Annotated in this window: 10 protein-coding genes; 7 read left to right on the plus strand and 3 right to left on the minus strand. The window is 59.7% G+C overall.

Translation table 11 applies throughout. The features are described from left to right. The first annotated feature begins 9 nt into the window (after positions 1-9). The 3 genes from OQ273_RS22540 to OQ273_RS22550 all read left to right on the plus strand — a co-directional run bounded on the left by OQ273_RS22540 (position 10) and on the right by OQ273_RS22550 (position 3,179). Entirely contained in the window at positions 10-1,176 is a 1,167-nt protein-coding gene (locus OQ273_RS22540; RefSeq protein WP_267993361.1) for a UxaA family hydrolase, read from the plus strand. A gap of 64 nt (positions 1,177-1,240) precedes the next feature. Beyond that, positions 1,241-2,179, plus strand: a complete 939-nt coding sequence (locus tag OQ273_RS22545) for a hydroxyacid dehydrogenase (protein WP_267993362.1) — start codon at positions 1,241-1,243, stop codon at positions 2,177-2,179. Then, positions 2,172-3,179, plus strand: coding sequence for an Ldh family oxidoreductase (locus OQ273_RS22550; protein WP_267993363.1), 1,008 nt, complete (start codon positions 2,172-2,174; stop codon positions 3,177-3,179). The genes OQ273_RS22545 and OQ273_RS22550 overlap by 8 nt, the downstream gene beginning before the upstream one ends. A gap of 9 nt (positions 3,180-3,188) precedes the next feature. Here OQ273_RS22550 and OQ273_RS22555 read toward each other — a convergent pair whose 3' ends face one another. Further along, positions 3,189-4,022 (minus strand): AraC family transcriptional regulator, encoded by an 834-nt coding sequence (locus OQ273_RS22555; RefSeq protein WP_267993364.1) that lies wholly within the window; start codon positions 4,020-4,022, stop codon positions 3,189-3,191. Positions 4,023-4,463: 441 nt separating this feature from the next. On the opposite strand from OQ273_RS22555, the gene OQ273_RS22560 reads away from it, so the two are divergent. Next, complete coding sequence (locus OQ273_RS22560) at positions 4,464-10,985, plus strand: autotransporter outer membrane beta-barrel domain-containing protein (RefSeq protein ID WP_267993365.1); 6,522 nt, start codon at positions 4,464-4,466, stop codon at positions 10,983-10,985. A 98-nt stretch (positions 10,986-11,083) separates the two neighbouring features. Here the strand turns inward: OQ273_RS22560 and OQ273_RS22565 are convergent, their stop codons facing one another. Both OQ273_RS22565 and OQ273_RS22570 read right to left on the minus strand, forming a co-directional pair. Beyond that, positions 11,084-11,794 carry a response regulator gene (locus tag OQ273_RS22565; RefSeq protein ID WP_267993366.1) on the minus strand — a complete coding sequence of 237 codons (711 nt, stop codon included), beginning with the start codon at positions 11,792-11,794 and terminating at the stop codon, positions 11,084-11,086. After that, a complete protein-coding gene (locus tag OQ273_RS22570; protein ID WP_267993367.1) occupies positions 11,795-14,710 on the minus strand; it encodes an ATP-binding protein in 2,916 nt (971 codons plus the stop codon). Between the two features lie 249 nt (positions 14,711-14,959). Here OQ273_RS22570 and OQ273_RS22575 point away from each other — a divergent pair, with 249 nt between their 5' ends. From OQ273_RS22575 to OQ273_RS22585, 3 genes are all read left to right on the plus strand, one after another. Further along, on the plus strand, positions 14,960-15,796 hold the full coding sequence (locus OQ273_RS22575) for an alpha/beta fold hydrolase (protein WP_267993368.1): 837 nt from the start codon (positions 14,960-14,962) through the stop codon (positions 15,794-15,796). 67 nt (positions 15,797-15,863) lie between these two features. Beyond that, a complete protein-coding gene (locus tag OQ273_RS22580; protein WP_267993369.1) occupies positions 15,864-16,694 on the plus strand; it encodes a class I SAM-dependent methyltransferase in 831 nt (276 codons plus the stop codon). A 157-nt stretch (positions 16,695-16,851) separates the two neighbouring features. Beyond that, positions 16,852-17,211 carry a group I truncated hemoglobin gene (locus tag OQ273_RS22585; RefSeq protein WP_267993370.1) on the plus strand — a complete coding sequence of 120 codons (360 nt, stop codon included), beginning with the start codon at positions 16,852-16,854 and terminating at the stop codon, positions 17,209-17,211. The last annotated feature ends 2 nt before the right edge of the window (positions 17,212-17,213 follow it).

The following is a 17,213-nucleotide window of genomic DNA, read 5'->3' on the forward strand; positions in this document are numbered from 1 at the left end:
GGCAAACCCATGTCAAACAGGATCATGGCTTACCGGCGCGAGAATGGCCGGGTCGGTGTCCGCAATCACGTTGTCATCCTGCCGCTGGATGATATCTCCAATGCGGCCTGTGAAGCGGTTGCCAACAATATCAAAGGCACGATGGCGTTGCCGCACGCCTATGGGCGGCTGCAGTTCGGGGAAGACCTCGATCTTCACTTCCGTACGATGATCGGCACCGGCGCGAACCCGAATGTCGCCGCCGTTGTTGTCATCGGTATCGAACCGGAATGGACGAAGGTCGTTGTCGACGGGATTGCCGAGACCGGCAAACCGGTGACCGGGCTGTCGATCGAACAGAACGGCGATATCGCAACCATTGCCGCCGCGTCGCGTGTCGCCAAGGAGTACGTACATTGGGCGACCGAGCTGCAGCGGGTGGAGTGTGACATCTCTGAGCTGTGGATTTCAACGAAGTGCGGCGAGAGCGACACGACGACCGGCCTGTCGTCCTGTCCGACGGTCGGCAACATGTACGACAAGCTTCTGCCTCAGGGCATCTATGGGTGTTTCGGGGAAACGTCGGAGATTACCGGTGCGGAACATCTTTGCGCCAAGCGTGCGGCCAATCCGGAAGCCGGCGAAAAATTCATGAAGATCTGGCAGGCCTATCAGGACGACGTCATCGAGGCGCACAAGACATCCGACCTTTCGGACAGCCAGCCGACCAAGGGTAACATTCTCGGCGGCCTGACGACCATCGAGGAAAAGGCGCTCGGCAATCTGGAAAAGATCGGCCGCACATCGACCTATGTGGATGCGCTCGGCCCCGCCGAAGCCCCGCAAAAGGGCAAGGGCCTCTACTTCATGGATACATCGTCTGCCGCTGCCGAATGCGTCACCTTGATGGGGGCAGCGGGATATGTGATCCACACCTTCCCGACAGGCCAGGGCAATGTCATTGGCAACCCCATCGTGCCGGTGATCAAGATATCGGGCAATCCGCGTACGCTGCGGACCATGAGCGAGCACATTGATGTTGACGTCACCGGTGTGTTGCGCCGCGATATGACGATCGATCAGGCCGGCGATGCGCTGATCGACATGATCGCCCGCACCGCCAATGGCCGCAATACGGCGGCCGAAGCGCTTGGTCACCGCGAGTTTGTCATGACCAAGCTTTACCGCAGCGCCTGAGTGCTGCACTGTATCGGAACGGGCTCCTTGCGGGCCCGTTCACGAACACGACCGGACTTCTTCAATGGCCAAGATCGTTATTACCGAGTTCATGGACGATGCGGCGGTGGCCCTGTTGTCTGATCATCACGAGACCCATTATGACCGCGGCCTTGCCGACCGGCAGGAGGATATCCCGTCTTTGACCGGCGATGCGTCCGCGCTCATCGTACGCAACCGGACACAGGTCAACACCGCGCTCCTTGATGCAACGCCCGGGCTCAAATGTGTCGGCCGGCTTGGTGTCGGTCTCGACAATATCGACCTTGAGGCGTGCAAGGCGCGGGGCGTTGCCGTGTTTCCCGCCACGGGTGCCAACAATCAGAGCGTCGCCGAATATGTGATTGCCAATGCGATGCTGCTGCTGCGGGGCGCATACCACTCAAGCGATGCAATGCTGAGCGGGGCTTGGCCGCGCCAGCAACTGATGGGTCGCGAGCTCGCGGGCCGAACCATGGGGCTCGTCGGTTTTGGCGCCATAGCCCGGGAGGTCGCGCTGCGCGCCAGCGTGCTGGGCATGGATATCGTTGCCTATGACCCCTTCTGCATGGCGGATGATCCGGGTTGGCAGCTGGCCCGCAACGTTTCCCTCGACGGTCTGCTGGAATTGTCCGATGTGGTCAGCCTTCATACGCCTCTGAATGACAAGACGCGGCATATGATCAACGCCGACGCCCTGTCGAAGATGAAGCCGGATGCGGTGATCATCAACGCGGCCCGGGGCGGGGTCGTTGACGAGGACGCGCTTGCAGCCGCGCTTTCGGGCGGCCGGCTTGCCGGCGCCGCCCTTGATGTTTTTGAGGTGGAGCCGTTGACGGCGGAGGCCGCCAAAAAGTTCGCCGGCATCGGCAATGTTGTGCTGACCCCGCATATAGCCGGGGTGACGGACGAATCCAATGTGCGCGTCAGCGCGATGACGGCAAAATCCGTTCTGGACCATCTGGCGGGTGCCGGACATGGCTGACGGGGAAATGCGGCTGAGCCCTGATGCCGTCCATGTCTTGATCGTGGATGCGCTGCGAAGATCAGAAACATCGCCTGACAATGCCGATGCTGTAGCGCGGGCGCTTGTTGCTGCCGAACTGGCCGGCCAGCGCGGACATGGGCTGCGTCGGGTCGGTTCCTACGCAGCGCAGGCAGCCTGCGGGAAGGTTGATGGTCACGCGCGTCCGTCCCTGGCCCAGCACAAACCGGCAGCAGCGCTGATCGATGCTGCAAACGGTTTTGCTTACCCGGCTATTGAAATGGCCCAGAACTGGCTTGGCGAAACCTGTCCGGCTCAGGGTATCGCCATCGTCGGCATCACCCGGTCGCACCATTGCGGTGTCGCGGGCGTGGTTGTTGAAGCGCTGGCGGATAAGGGGCTAGTCGCGATGCTGTTTGCCAATACGCCTGGCGCCATGGCGCCCTGGGGTGGCAGAAGAGCGCTCTTCGGCACCAATCCGATCGCGTTCTCGGCGCCCGTCAAAGGTGATGATCCGGTCACGGTTGACATCTCGCTTTCCAAGGTTGCGCGCGGCAAGATCATGGCTGCTAATCAAAGCGGCGAAAGCATCCCCGAGGGTTGGGCCTTCGATGCCGACGGCGTGCCCACGACGGATCCGGCGGCTGCGCTTTCCGGCACCATGGCGCCGATGGGCGATGCCAAGGGCACGGTGCTGGCGTTGATGGTTGAACTCCTCAGCGCCGGGCTGACGGGCGCGCACTACAGTTTCGAGCAAAGTTCTTTCCTCAATGCGCAAGGGGATCCGCCGGGAGCCGGTCAGACCCTTGTGGCCATCGATCCGACAGCGTTCGGTCACGATGCGACTGCCCGTTTTGTGCACATGGCTGCAAAGATCGGGGATGATGACGGGGCAAGACTGCCGGGTCGTCGCCGACAGGCGCTTCGCGAGGCATTTCGGCGCGACGGAGTTCCGGTCGATGCCGGCCTGGTGGCCGACATCGAGGCGATCGGGGCCTGATCGAATCGTTCAGGCTGCGAGCGGGAGGTAGATCTCGGTCAGCAGGTCCTCGGGTTTGGTTTCTGCCGGATTGTTGAGATAGACTTCGTAGCAGGGCGAGTCCGCGGGCTCGCGGCCGGATTCCGGCAGCCAGCGGCCGAACAGGTGATCATAGGCGACCCTGATGTCCTCATAGGGCCCTTTGTAGGTCAGGATTGCGTAATCGCCGGCCTTCAGGGTTACATCGTCAAGCCCCTTCGGCAAATCTGTGTTGTCGGCGACCAGAAAGCCGGCGCAGCTTTTAAGATCGGCTTCCGCAACTAAACTCGGATCGTCATAATAGACTGCGGCGACACCGCGTATGTTCGATCCGAGTTGTGGTGCGAAGGCTCCCAGTTTCTGGAATTGCGCACCGATCCCGGTATACGGCCCATGATGGTGCAGGGCTGCCAGATGCTGGTTTTCGGCTTTTTTGACTTCGACGTCGAACACTTTGTTTTCTCCTTTAGAGCGTGCTGGTTTGGTCAGGCTTGAAAAGCCATCCTTGCGGAACGATCGGGGAGAAACGCCGTACTGATCCTGAAAGGCGCGTGTGAAGCTTTTGACATTGGGATATCCCACCTTTGCCGCAATGGCGGAAACCGGCCAGTCCTTGCCGATCAGCCACAAGGCGGCGCGGTGAAGCCGCAGCCGGCGGGCAGCCTGGGCGCAGGTCTCACCGGTCATGGCGTTAAAGATCCGATGCCAGTGAAACCTGGACATGGCCGCCACATCGGCAAGTGCGTCCAGCGACAGGTCGCCGGCGGGATTGTCGTGAATATGTCTCAAGACACGCATGATACGCTTCTCATAATCGTTCGACACCGTTCACTCCCTGCTTTGTTCCACCGTCACCTTGCCCCAGGGCCGATCCACAAATCTTGCTGAATTGGCGGTTTGCATGCCGGATGGTCGTGGATCGACACAGTGAGACGAAGAAAAGTGGCGATGTGGTTTCACCTTGATGGAAGCGTGGCTGCATTTTCGCCAGCGCCGGGTTTCAGACACAAAGCTCCGCCGGATTTCCGGGTTCGGCACGGTTCGGTTTGCACAATCTGTGGGTGCAATGATGTGAATCTGCAACAGTCCATCGGATTCGATCCCTACCACAGGTTGATAACCTACAATGTGAATTGAACCAAAACGCGATGTCCAAATAGCATTATCTCAGCGGGCTTATTTCGCTCCGGACTACCTAGAACAGTTTCAGCAGCCATAGCTACTATCACCAATTCGACCGCAGCGTCGTTAAGTGAGGACGTTATAATGGGGTATGCATCGCGTCAGGGATTGAAGTCCAATCTTCTCAAATTAACCCTTGGTATCGGTGCTTTGCCGGCTATCAGCCTGGCCGGTGGTGCGTTTGCGCAGACGGTGCTTCCTCCGGGTGAAAGCGGTATCGATATTCTTGAGACCGGCGATCCAGCAAATTCGATCACTGTCGAAAACGCTGGGGGTTTTTCGGTTCTTACGCTGACAATACCGGGTCCTCCATTTCCGGTCTCGATACCGGCTTTCGGCGTCAATGTCCGCAGCGCCGGTGACGACGGTGAGCTGCGCTCCGGAAGTCCGAGGTTGCCAGGTCCATCCGGTAACGGCGGAACAGTGGAGGTGACCAATTCCGGCATTATCGAAGCGGCGGGCTTGATGTCGGGTGGTATTCGCGCCGTCAGTCAGGGCGGTGACGGCGTGGAGGGCTTCGACAACGCCGGTGCGTCGAATGATTTTGGTGGCGACGGCGGCAACGGGGCCGATGTGACCGTATCGAACAGCGGCGTCCTGACGACCTCTGGCCAGTCCGGCGTTGGCCTGTTTGCCGCCAGCCTCGGTGGTGATGGGGGCGACGGCGCGGATTCCGATGCAGGTCTTGGTGGTAATGCCGGGTCGGCCGGCATCGTCATGGTCGAGAACATCGCCAAAATCACAACCAATGCGGCCAGGGCAAACGGCATCAGTGCCATCAGTCAGGGTGGTGACGGCGGCCAAGGCGGCGACGAAACAGACGACATCATTGGAGGAACCGGTGGGACCGGCGGGCTTGGCGGGGCCGGCTCCGATGTCTTTGTGACCAACCACGGCTTGGTGGAAACTTTCGGCAATGATGCTTTCGCGGTCTTTGCATCCTCGACCGGAGGGGCCGGAGGGGCCGGCGGCAAAGGCGGCGGTGTTCTGCCCATCGTGGTCAATGGCGGTTCCGCCAACAATGGCGGACGCGCAGGTGATGTTGACGTGACCAATTTCGGAACCTTGACCACATCCGGTGTCGGATCCAGCGCGCTTTTTGTTCAGTCCGTTGGCGGCGGTGGCGGTGTGGCGGGAACGGCCGGCAATCTCAGAACTCTGGTCAGCCTTGCCGGATCCGGCGGTGCGGGGGCCGATGCGGGCGACGTTTCGGTCGACAATTACGGGCAGATCGAGACAAGGGGAGCCGGTGCGCACGGTCTCCTGCTACAATCCATCGGTGGTGGCGGTGGATCGGCGGGGTTTGCTGTCGGTCTTATCAGTATCGGCGGTACGAGCGGCGATGACGACGAAGCGGGCGGCGCCGATGGGGGCCGCGTCAATGGCGTAAACCATGGCACCATTACAACGGAAGCATCCTATGCCTATGGCGTGATCGCTCAATCAGTTGGCGGCGGCGGTGGCGGCGGCGGGTTTAACGTTGGAGCGATTGCAATTGGTGGGGAGGGTAGCACCGGTGGTGATGCAGGCGCGGTCGAGTTCGAGAATAGCGGCATCATCAGGACGTCAGGCGACTTCTCGGGTGCGTTGCTCGCGCAGTCGACCGGCGGCGGTGGCGGCGTCGGGGGCGGTGCCGTCAGCATCTTCTCCATCGGCGGCAGCGGCAGTTTCGGCGGCGATGCAAAACAGGTTGACGTCACCAACACAGCCGACCTTGCGACCGGCGGACATGTTTCATTCGGGGTCAAGGCTCAATCGATTGGCGGCGGCGGCGGCGCAGGTGGCTTTGGAGTAAGTGCCGGTCTGTTGGGATCGACAGCCATCGGCGGGTCGGGCGGCTCAGGCGGCAGCGGCTCGGTGGTGAATCTGTCTAACGCGGGTTCGGTCGTTACGGACGGAGCCCTGTCCCATGCGGTTGTCGCCCAATCCATTGGCGGCGGCGGTGGAACAGGCGGGTTCGCAGTAGCCGGATCGATCGGGATCGGCGTTGCGGTGTCTTCGGCATTCGGCGGCCGGGGTGGCGACGGCGGAGACGGCGGTGCCGTCACGCTCGTTAATGACGGTATGGTTCAGACGATGGGTGCCGGCGCGCTCGGAGTTCTTGCCCAGTCAGCCGGCGGTGGTGGTGGCGCCGGCGGGTTTGCCGCCGCCGGCGCGGTGTCGATCGGTGTCAGCAAGATTTCGGCCACCTCGGTGACACTGGCCCTCGGCGGGAGCGGCGGAGGGGGCGGCTCGTCGGATGCGGTGATCCTTGAAAACAATGGATCTGTGTCGACCAGCGGCGACCGCGCTCATGCGATCGTAGCCCAATCGGTTGGCGGTGGTGGCGGATCGGGCGGCTTTACCGGGTCGGCGTCTGTCGCGATCGGCGTCGGAACAAAGTTGCCGAATTTCGCAGTGAGTGTTGGAATCGGCGGGACGGGCGGCGATGGCGGTCATGGCAAGACTGTTTCAGCGACCAGCACGGCAGCGCTGATCCATACGAGCGGGCGTGATGCAGACGGCATTTTGGCGCAATCCGTCGGCGGTGGTGGCGGTGAGGGTGGTTTTGCACTTGGAGGCGCGGCGGGCGGTCAGAAATCCTTCAACGTGACCGTGCAGGTTGGCGGTGAGGGCGGTGCCGGCGGAAACAGCGACCGGGTGCAGGTGTCCAACAGTAGCCGTATTGTGACGGAAGGCCTCTCTTCTGTCGGGCTTGTGGCGCAATCCGTTGGCGGTGGCGGCGGCAGCGGTGGCTTTGTCGGCGGCATCGCGTTCGGTCTTAAGGAGTCCGTCAATGTTGCGGTTACCGTTGGTGGCAAGGGCGGCGACGGTGGTAACGGCGGCACTGTGTTTGTCGAAAATGACGGCGTTATCTCTACAGGTGGAGAACTCTCGTCGGCCCTCTTGGCTCAATCGGTGGGTGGCGGGGGCGGGACCGGAGGTGCCGCCGGTATCGACGAAGACGCCGTTACAGCGCTTCTAACCGATCTTGTCGGAGTTACCGACGATACGGCCGAAGACGGCCTGCCGGATCTCGGTGGTGCCGGCTCATTTGGATTTGGCGCTCAGGTATTCAATGCGAGTGTGACGGTCGGCGGCACGGGGGGCAAGGGCGGTGATGGCAATGATGTCGTTGTCCAGAACGCCGCGGCATTATCGACCAGCGGTGCCCAGTCCGCTGTCATTTTCCTGCAGTCGGTCGGCGGAGGTGGTGGCCAGGGCGGCGTTGCCACCGCGGTCAGTGCAAGCTTCGGCTCGTCAAATGGCGGAGTGCTGACCATCGGCATTGGCGGCAAGGGGGGCGCTGCGGGTGTAGGCAAAACGGTATCCTTGGACAATTCCGGGAACCTTATCTCCCTAGCGGATGGTTCGTCCGGGATCTTTGCGCAATCGGTCGGCGGTGGAGGCGGCCAGGGCGGGTCCGTGCGCGGTATGCCCCGTGTCAGCCTGGAAAAGAAAACTCGTGAATCCCAGAAATCCTTGTCGCTTGCCGTCACGGTCGGCGGGCGCGGTGGTGGTGGCGGCGCCGGCGGAACCGTAGATGTTCTAAACAGCGGCATCATCACAACGGAGGGTGCTCTCGCACACGGCATTGATGCCCAGTCCGTCGGTGGCGGGGGCGGGACTGGCGGAGATGCTGAGGCGTCCGCATCGTCATCAACCGGACTGACTGCTGTATCCGTTGCGGTCGGCGGTTTCGGAGGATCAGCCAGCAATGGCGGGTCGGTTGGTGTTCAAAACACGGCAGCGGTGGCCACAAAAGGCATCATCAGCAACGCGATCCGGGCACAGTCTGTGGGCGGTGGCGGTGGGGCCGGCGGGCGCGGAAACGCGTCGCAGGGTGGAACCGTTGCTATCGGTGGATTTGGTGGCGCAGTCGGTGACGGCGGCCTTGTCGAGGTGACGAACAGCGGTGCTTTAAGCACCGGCAACAACCTGTCGCACGGCATTTTCGCCCAGTCCGTTGGCGGCGGTGGCGGTGATGGCGGCAACGCTGTGTTCAATCCAATCTACGGCGCTCTTCTGGCCTTCGGCGAGGACGGAGGCGAAGGTTTTGAACAATTCGGCGAGGCTGCAGGCGTTGCGGGATTTGTCAACAATATAAAGAAACCGTCATTCGGAATTGGCGTCGGAGGTTTTGGCGGAGCGTCCGGCAGTGGCGGTTCGGTTTCGGTTAACAATGAAGGCAGCATTTTCACACAAGGCGCACACGCGGACGGCATATTCATCCAGTCGGTGGGCGGCGGCGGCGGCGTTGGCGGCGATGGTGTTGTCTTCCGGACCGGACAGATCGTTATTGGCGGCATCGGCGGCAGCTCAGGGAACGGCGGCTCCGTGTCGGTTGTTCATGACGGGACTATCCAGGCAGCGGGCATCGCGTCCGCCGGTATTCGCGCGCAATCGGTGGGCGGCGGTGGCGGTGTTGGCGGAGCAACGGCCATCGGCATCGATCCGTTTGGTGTTGAACTGTTCGAAAATCCTTTCGCCGGTGGCCATGGTGACGGTGGTGCCGTGTCAATCACGACGAGTGGCAGCATTGAGGCACTAGGCGGAGCCTCCCCTGAAAACCTGGAAAACGGTCTTGCGGGTATCGGAATCCTGGCGCAGTCAATCGGCGGTGGCGGCGGGATCATCGGCACAGAGAGCGGGATAGCAAATCTCGGCTCTCTGCATGGCAACGGTGCAGGCGGTGCCGTGTCAATCGATCACACCGGCAATATCCTGGCCATGGGTGTCAACAGCATGGCGGTTCTGGCGCAAAGCGAAGGCGGTACCGGCAGTGATGATATTTCCATTGCGTTGAACGGCGGGACCGTGATCGGCGGTTCCGGCTTCCTGGGTGGCGGCGTTTTCATTCTTGACGGTGCGAACAACACGTTCGTTAACTCAGCAGCCTTGTCGGCATTGAACAACAAGGCGCTCGTCGCAACGAGCGGCAACGACACGGTGCGAAACCTCGGCTCGATAACCGGTGACATTGATCTGGGTTCTGGAACCAACAGTTTTACGACAAAGAGCGGCGGCACCGTCACCAGCACCGGAATATTGGATATGGGCGGTGGCACGTTCACAAATGAGGGCCATCTCCAGGCCGGCCTTGATGGCCAGCGCTCGATCAATGTTGATTTGACGGGCCATTTCGTTCAGTCCGGCACTGGCAACCTCCTGCTTGATCTCAGCCTGGATCAGGACAAGAGCGAAGGGGAGATTGTGCGTGTGTCCGGGACAGCGGACGTTGATGGTGTTGTAGCGGTGAACGTTTTCAATCCGCTTGCCGGCGAACAAAGGCGGACGATCATTGAAGCTACCGGCGGAGTAACGGACAGGGGGCTTGCCGTAAACGCGAGCCCTGTTCTCAATGCAGAGCTCGCCTTTGAGGACGGGACTGACGTCGTGTTCGTGACTGATCTCAGTTTTTCTGAACCGGGCATCGGTCTGACCTCGAACCAGGCCGGCGTAGCGGCCGCGTTGGACTTTGCCGTAAGTAACGGCCTTGACGGTTTCGATGTGCTTTTCGATGAGCTGTTGGCGAATGACATTTCTGCTGATGACATCGTCAAGGCTTACTCAAGTCTGAGCGGGGAGGTCTATTCAACAACACATTCCGCCTTGAACTCCAACGGCCTGATGCTTGGCAGTATCTTGTCGAACATTACCCTGGGTGCAGGCGGCGGATCACCCGATACCAGTACGGCGGCGTTCCAGTTTCTCCCATACGCGCCGGTAGCGACAACAAGCAATAGCTTTCCGTCCGAGGCGCTTTCCGCAGACGCGGCAACAGGGCTGGCGCAGTCGAGGCCGTTCGTGTTCGCGCAGGGTCTTTACCGCCGGCTGTCCATCGATTCCGATGGAAACGGTGCGGCGAGCCGCACGATCAACTCGGGTATTCTCGGCGGAGGCGGGTTTCAGGTTGATGGTCGCCTGATCACAGGTCTTGCGGTCGGCTATCTGCGAACCGATTCAGATGTTGGCTCCCTGGGTAGCCGGGTCGACGGCAACAGCGCCGTTGTCGCGGGATTTGCCAGCATAAAGGACGGTGCGATCGATCTCAGTGCCAACCTTGGGTATGTGTATAGCGATCTTGACAGCAGTCGTGCCGTCACGGTCGGAAACCTTGCAGCGACGGCAAGCGCCGATTTTACCGCAAACAGCGGCTTCGGCTATGTCGAGGCTGGATATTCGTTTGATCTTGACGACGTCAAAATCCGGCCGTTTGCAGCGGGCGGCTTTTCCGTGACCCGCAACAACCGGTTTTCTGAGACCGGCGCCGGGGCCGCGAATTTGACCGTCGGCGCACAGACTTCAGCGCTCGGCCAACTCCTTCTTGGCATCGGTGTTCACACGAAGGTCATGGTCAATACGGTTCAGTTTACGCCGCATATCGAGGCGGCATTCCAGCAGGAACTGGGAAATCTCGGTCCGGATACGGCGGTAACTCTGCAACCTGGCGGTCTGACCTTCACAACGGCCGGGACTGAAGCATCCCGTCAAAAGGCTGTGCTCCGCAGCGGCTTCCTTGCCGAATTCAACGATCAGTCGAGCGCCTTTGTGAATTATGAGGGAGCGTTCTCACATCGCGAAACCGAGCACAACATCCAGGCCGGTTTCAAATTCAGGTTCTGAAAGCGTGTGCCTTTTCTGCGTCCAATGGTCTTTGCAGTTGTTGGCCAAAGGCCCACGCTCTGATGAGCGAACGCGTTTGCCCGGGTTTTGCAAGCCGCTCAGGCGTCCGGATCGTAAACGTAGCCTATGCCGCGGACGGTCTTGATGATCGCCGGCTTTTCCGGGTTTCGTTCTATCTTGCGCCGTAACCGGGATATGCGGATGTCAATGGAGCGGTCGAAAGGATCCCAGCTGCGGTCATGGGCCTGCTCAAGGATCTGGTCGCGGTTGAGAACACGGCCCTTGTTTTCGGCAAAGGCTTTGAGAAGATTGAATTCCATGGCGGTCAACGCAACCTCCTCGCCCTCCTTGTCGAGCATTTTGGCGGCCTCAAGATCGAGCACATAGTCGCCGAAACGGGCCGATCCAGGTTTGCTCTTATCGGCTGGCGCTTCCGCTGACTTGCGCCTCAGCACCGCCTTTATCCGCGCTTCGAGTTCGCGCAGGTCGACCGGTTTTCCGAGATAGTCGTCGGCGCCCATCTCCAGCCCGATGATCCGGTCGACCACCTCGCCAGCGGCAGTCAGCATCACCACCGGTGTCTGGTCTTCCGTGCGCAGCGAGCGCAGTGTAGTCAACCCGTCCTCGCGCGGCATATTGATGTCGAGGATGATCAGGTCGATCCGGTTTGCGCCAAGCACCGTGCGCAGCTCGTCGCTGCTGGCGGCCTTGGAGACATTGAATCCGCGTTTGCGCAGATATTCCTGCACCATGTCGCGAACATCCCGTTCGTCGTCGCAGATCACAAGGTGATAGTGGCTGTTTTCCATTTAACCGTCGTCTTTTTCACTCTTCAGGATACCATATACAAGTTCGCGCAGTTCGGCCGGCGATACCGGTTTTTCGAGATACGCGCATTGTGATTCCCGAAGCAGGCTCTGGGAAGCGACGCCCATCGTGTCGCCGGTGATAAATGCCGTTCTTTCCAGCAAATCCGGATATTCGTCCCGGACGATTTCAAACAGTCCGCGCCCGTCGATGCCCGGCATGTTGAGATCGCTGAGCAGAAGGCCGTAGCGGTTCTCGCGCAATCTTTGCGCCGCTTCGTCGCCCGTATGAGCCAGATCGACCCGGAAACCTTCCTTTTTCAGTATTTCGGCGATCAGTTCGGCGACCTCCACCTCATCATCCACAATCAGTGCTCTCACGCCGACGCGGTTGCGTTCGGCGTCGCCGTCTTCCGCCGGTTCGCTTTCGGCCTGTTTTGAAACGGGAAGCTGGATGACAAAGCGGCTGCCGGAAAGATATTCGGCGTCGACCCAGATATGCCCGCCATGGGAATGGATGATGCGGTGGCAAAAGGCCAGACCGATGCCGGTTCCATCGCCGACGTCCTTGGTGGTGAAGAACGGCTCGAATATGCGGGCCATGATGTTTTGCGGAATGCCAGGACCATCGTCCTCAACAATGATTTCCACGGCGTCTTCCGACTTCGACAGGCCTGTTGAAACCGTGATGCGCTTGCCCTTTCCGGCCGTCATGATGGCCTGTTCGGCATTGATGATCAGATTGATGATGACCTGGGTGATCTGATCGGCATCGGCAATGATGTCGGGGATTTCGCGGTCAAGCGTGCAATCGATTTCAAGGCCCTCGCCATGTTTGCCGTAGCCGGCGACATCGACCGCCGTCGAGATCAAGGCGTTGACATCGGTGTTCTCCATCTTTGTGGGCTGTTGCCGTGCCATGGCCAGGAAGGTCTTGACGATCTTGGCGCACCGTTCGGCCGCGGCGCTGATTTTTTCGATACGTGCAATGCTGTCCGGGTCCGTCGCCTCTTCCCGCAGCATCAGAGAATGGCCGACAACGATCGACAGCGGATTGTTGAGTTCATGCGCGACGCCGGCCAAAAGTTCGCCGAGTGCGGACATTTTCTCATTCTGAAACAAAAGCTCGCGCTGGCTGGATAGTTCGTCCTGCAAGGCAAGTTCGCCGGTCAAGTCGCGCGTATTGGAGACAATCACGTCTTCGCCGTTAAACTCAATCAGGCGTGCCGAGATGGAGCCCCAGAATTCCTCGCCCTTGGCGTTCAGCAGCTTGACCTTGTGTTCGTCGACCCAGCCTTTTTTGTGCAGAATGTCGATATAGGCCTGCCGTTCTCCTGCATCGACATAATAATCCCCTGCGATTTCCACCGGTCCAAAAAGGGCGGTGGTTTCGGGACTGCGGAACAGCAGCCTGCCGGTTTCGGCATTGGTCATCTGAACGGGAACCGGGCATGCCTCCAGCACCTTGCGGATCATCGCCTCGGCTTCGTTGAGCCGGGTCAGATCGATGGTTGTCGTGACGACGACCTCCTCGCCTTTGTATTCGGCAAGGCGGCCATAGGCGGAAGCGGGAAACTCGTCGCCGTCCCTGTTGATCAGGGTGAGCTTGTAATCATCGACATGACCGTCCGCCAGGAGTGTGGTGATATAGTCGGCCCGGTCGTCGATACTGACATAAAACTCGGTGGCGGCCTTGACCTTGCCGAACAGTTCCGCAGCGGCCGGATTGCGGTAGAGAATGCGGCCATCACCGACGCGGGCCATGACGACCGGCGCGGGACTTGCCTCAAGAACCTGGCGGATCAGGAGATCGCCGTCCCGTTCGGCTGCCTCGGCCAGCTTGCGTTCCGTCACGTCGGTGCGCGTTACGACAAAGCCGCCCAGCTTGGTCGGATGCACGGAGACGAGGTAGCAGGTGCCGTCCGTGTGCCTGAGTTCGTAGTCCTGGATATATTCGATGCCGTTCTCAATGCGCCCGGATACCCATTCGTCCTCATGGCCGACGGCATCGGCGTAGATGCCGCGCCGCGCGGTTTCACGCATCAGGATTTCCCAGTCGAGCCCCGGCTCAAGGATATCCGCGACGGCGTGGTTCATTTCCTTGTAGCGTTCGTTGAACATGACGAGGCGGTTGTCTTCGTCATAAAGCGCAAACCCCTCCGACAAGGACTCGATTGCATCGCGCAGCATATCGCGGGCCTTGACCGTATCTTCCTCAAGCTCGGTGCGATCCATCAGATCCTGGATGGCATTGAGAACGATTTCATCACCGCCCCGCTCAGTCAAAACCGCACAACCGCGCACCAGGATTTCCTTGCCGGAGTCGGATTTCGTCTTAACCGGATAATTTTCAATCGAGCCTTTGAGCTGGAGCTTGCGTAGCATTTCGATGCTGTCGTCGGTATCAAAGAAGAATTCCGAGATGGTCCGATCGTCGAGCGCGTCCGGCTTGACGTTGTAAAGCCGGTTCGAAGCCGAGTTGGAATAGAGCACTTCGCCGGTTTCGATGCGGTTGACCCACATCGGAAGCGGGATGTTTTCGACAAGGAACTGCATCAGGCTGTGCTTGTCTTTTTGCCCGGTTATATCGACGCTTATATAAAGTGTGCCGCCGTCCTGTGCGGGGCAGCTGGACAAAAGGCGCCACCGGCCATCCTTCATCCGTGCTTCCAGCGGGGCGCCACGATGGCCCTGCCAGAGCGCGGCGGCCCGTAGCCTGTCATCGGTCGTTTGTCCGATGTCGCTCTGATTTATGCTGTCGAACCGTTCAAGATATTCGCACAGCACATCATCCCGCCCGGCCCTGCCTGAGACAATGCCGGCCAAGGTCTCGAATTCGCCGCTGGCTTCTGCAAGGGCGCCATGGGCATCAAACCGCACGAAGGCGGCACTATGGTCGATCGTCGCGTGCCTGGACATGGCAAAGTCCTATCCCGCCAGTGTTTCAGTCGGTTTTCATTTCTGCGGCCGATTGTTTCAATTGTTTCAGCCAATGACAAATTCCGGCGCGAACGAAAACCTAAATCATTGAAACTGCGAGCGCTTTGAGTTCGCGCCGTTGCCGTTCGTTGGGCAACAAATGAAACACGGAACGGGCTGATCTGAAAACGAAACGAAACCTGCAAGCTGCAAATAGCGGTCAAACGAACACACGACAGGAACAGTCCGATGACCGTACGTCTTTCCAGCCCCGCCCATGCGAACGCACCCATCGTTGCGCTTCATTCGTCCGCGTCGAGCGGTGCACAGTGGAGCAGCCTTGGCGAAGACCTGCATGGCCGCTTTGATGTCATGGCGCCCGATCTGCCCGGATATGGCGCACCGTCCCTTGATGATGCGGGTTCGGCCGGTACGCAGCCGATTGCAGAGCGGATTGTCCGGCAGGTCGAGACATTTGGCGTTCCCGTTCACCTGGTCGGTCATTCCTTTGGGGCGACGGTCGCCCTGAAGATCGCGTTGATGCGGCCCGATCTGATCAAGAGCCTGACACTTTATGAGCCGGCTGCCTTTCATTTTCTGCAGTGGGGCGGTGAGGAAGAGCTGCGTCTCGGTACAACGATCAAAGCAGTCCGGGATGCATTGGCGGCCCATGTCGCCGAGGGCGCGCCGGAAGCGGGAATGCGGGCCTTTATCGATTTCTGGAACGGCGCCGGGGCTTTCGACAGTTTCGGCTCGAAGACGCAGGAAAGGTTCGCCGCGATGGCCGGGTCCATCCTGGACGACTTTGCCTGCGGGTTTTCCGAAAGCTGGACGCTTGAAGACCTAAGCGCTCTCAAAATGCCGACACTGATGATGATGGGGATGGAGTCGCCTGCTATTGCGCAGCACGTGGCCATCGAGATCGCCGGTGCGATCCGGGACGCTAGGCTTGCGATGCTGCCGGGACTTGGACACATGGCGCCGGTCTTTGAGCCGGGCTGGGTCAATCCGCGCATTTTTGAACATATCGCCGGAACCGAACGCCCGGTTGCCAATTGCTACTGGCCCGAAAGGTCAGCGGCGTAACACCTCACGCCCATCCAGGGATGAACCAAAGGGGACAAGGCCCCACTCACCGCGAAAGGAGAACACAATGAACATCATAGCACCTGTCAGGGAAGCTCCCGACTTTGCCGCAATCAAGCAAAAGCAGAATGCGGCCTGGTCGTCCGGAGATTACAAACGGATCGGAGTGACTTTGCAGCTCACCGGTGAAGAGCTTGCCGAGGTTGTCGACATGGCGCCCGGTTCCAAAGTTCTCGATGTTGCGGCCGGCAATGGCAATGCGACGCTGGCCTTTGCGCGCCGTTGGTGCGATGTCACATCGACGGACTATGTCGGGACGCTGCTTGAGGGCGGGCGCCAAAGGGCCGATGCCGAAGGTCTTGATGTGAGCTTCAAGGTTGCGGATGCGGAGGACCTTCCCTTCGCCGACGGTTCATTCGATGCGGTTGTGTCGACCTTCGGGGTGATGTTTACGCCAAATCAGGATCAGTCGGCCTCGGAACTGGTTCGCGTTTGCCGCTGTGGCGGGAAGATCGCGATGGCCAACTGGACGCCGGACAGTTTTATCGGTGCCCTGTTCCGCACGCTTGGCAAACATGTCCCGCCGCCGGCAGGCGTGCAGTCTCCGGCGCTTTGGGGAGACCGCAAGTGGATCGGCGAAACATTTGCAAAAAGCGCCCAGTCGATTTCCACGACGGTGAAGCGTTTCAACTTCCGCTATCATTCGCCGCAGCAATTCATCGGTTTCTTCCGAACCTATTACGGCCCGGTGCACAAGGCATTTGCCGCCGTGGGCAAGGAAGGTCAGATCGCATTGAATGACGACATCCTGGAAACGATAGCGCAATTCGATGTCGCGAAGGACGGTACAATGCATGTGCCTTCGGACTATGCCGAAATCGTCATCGAAAAGGCCTGATTTGCGTTCCCCGGCGGAACTCCGCCGGGGCCGCTCCCGATTTCGCAACTTACGCTTGGTTTCAGTATTTGTGGTTTTTGGTAAAGATCGTTGAAATAACTCAACAATTCAATCAAATAGAAATTTACAGTGGTTTCGGTCATGGGAGCACCGAATAATGAATGAGCAAAGTCTTTTCGAGAAATATGGCGGCTTCGCAAGAATTAGCCGTGTTGTCCTGAGTTTCTATGACACGCTGCTCGACAGCGACGATATCGGACCGTTCTTTGACGATATCGACATGTCCCGCATGGTTGATCATCAGACCAAATTCATCGCTTCGCTTCTCGGAGGCCCGGCCTCCTACACCGACAATCAGCTTCGTCAGTTGCATTCGCATCTTCCGATCGAGGACGACCATTTCGACGAACTCAAAGTTGTCCTGGGCGCGACCCTCAAGGACCATGAATTCACCGATCCGGATATAATCGCCGTCCTGCAGGAATTTGAGAAGCGGCGAGGCCTCATCGTAGGATAAGA

This window comes from Hoeflea prorocentri (assembly GCF_027944115.1).
Lineage (GTDB): Bacteria > Pseudomonadota > Alphaproteobacteria > Rhizobiales > Rhizobiaceae > Hoeflea_A > Hoeflea_A prorocentri.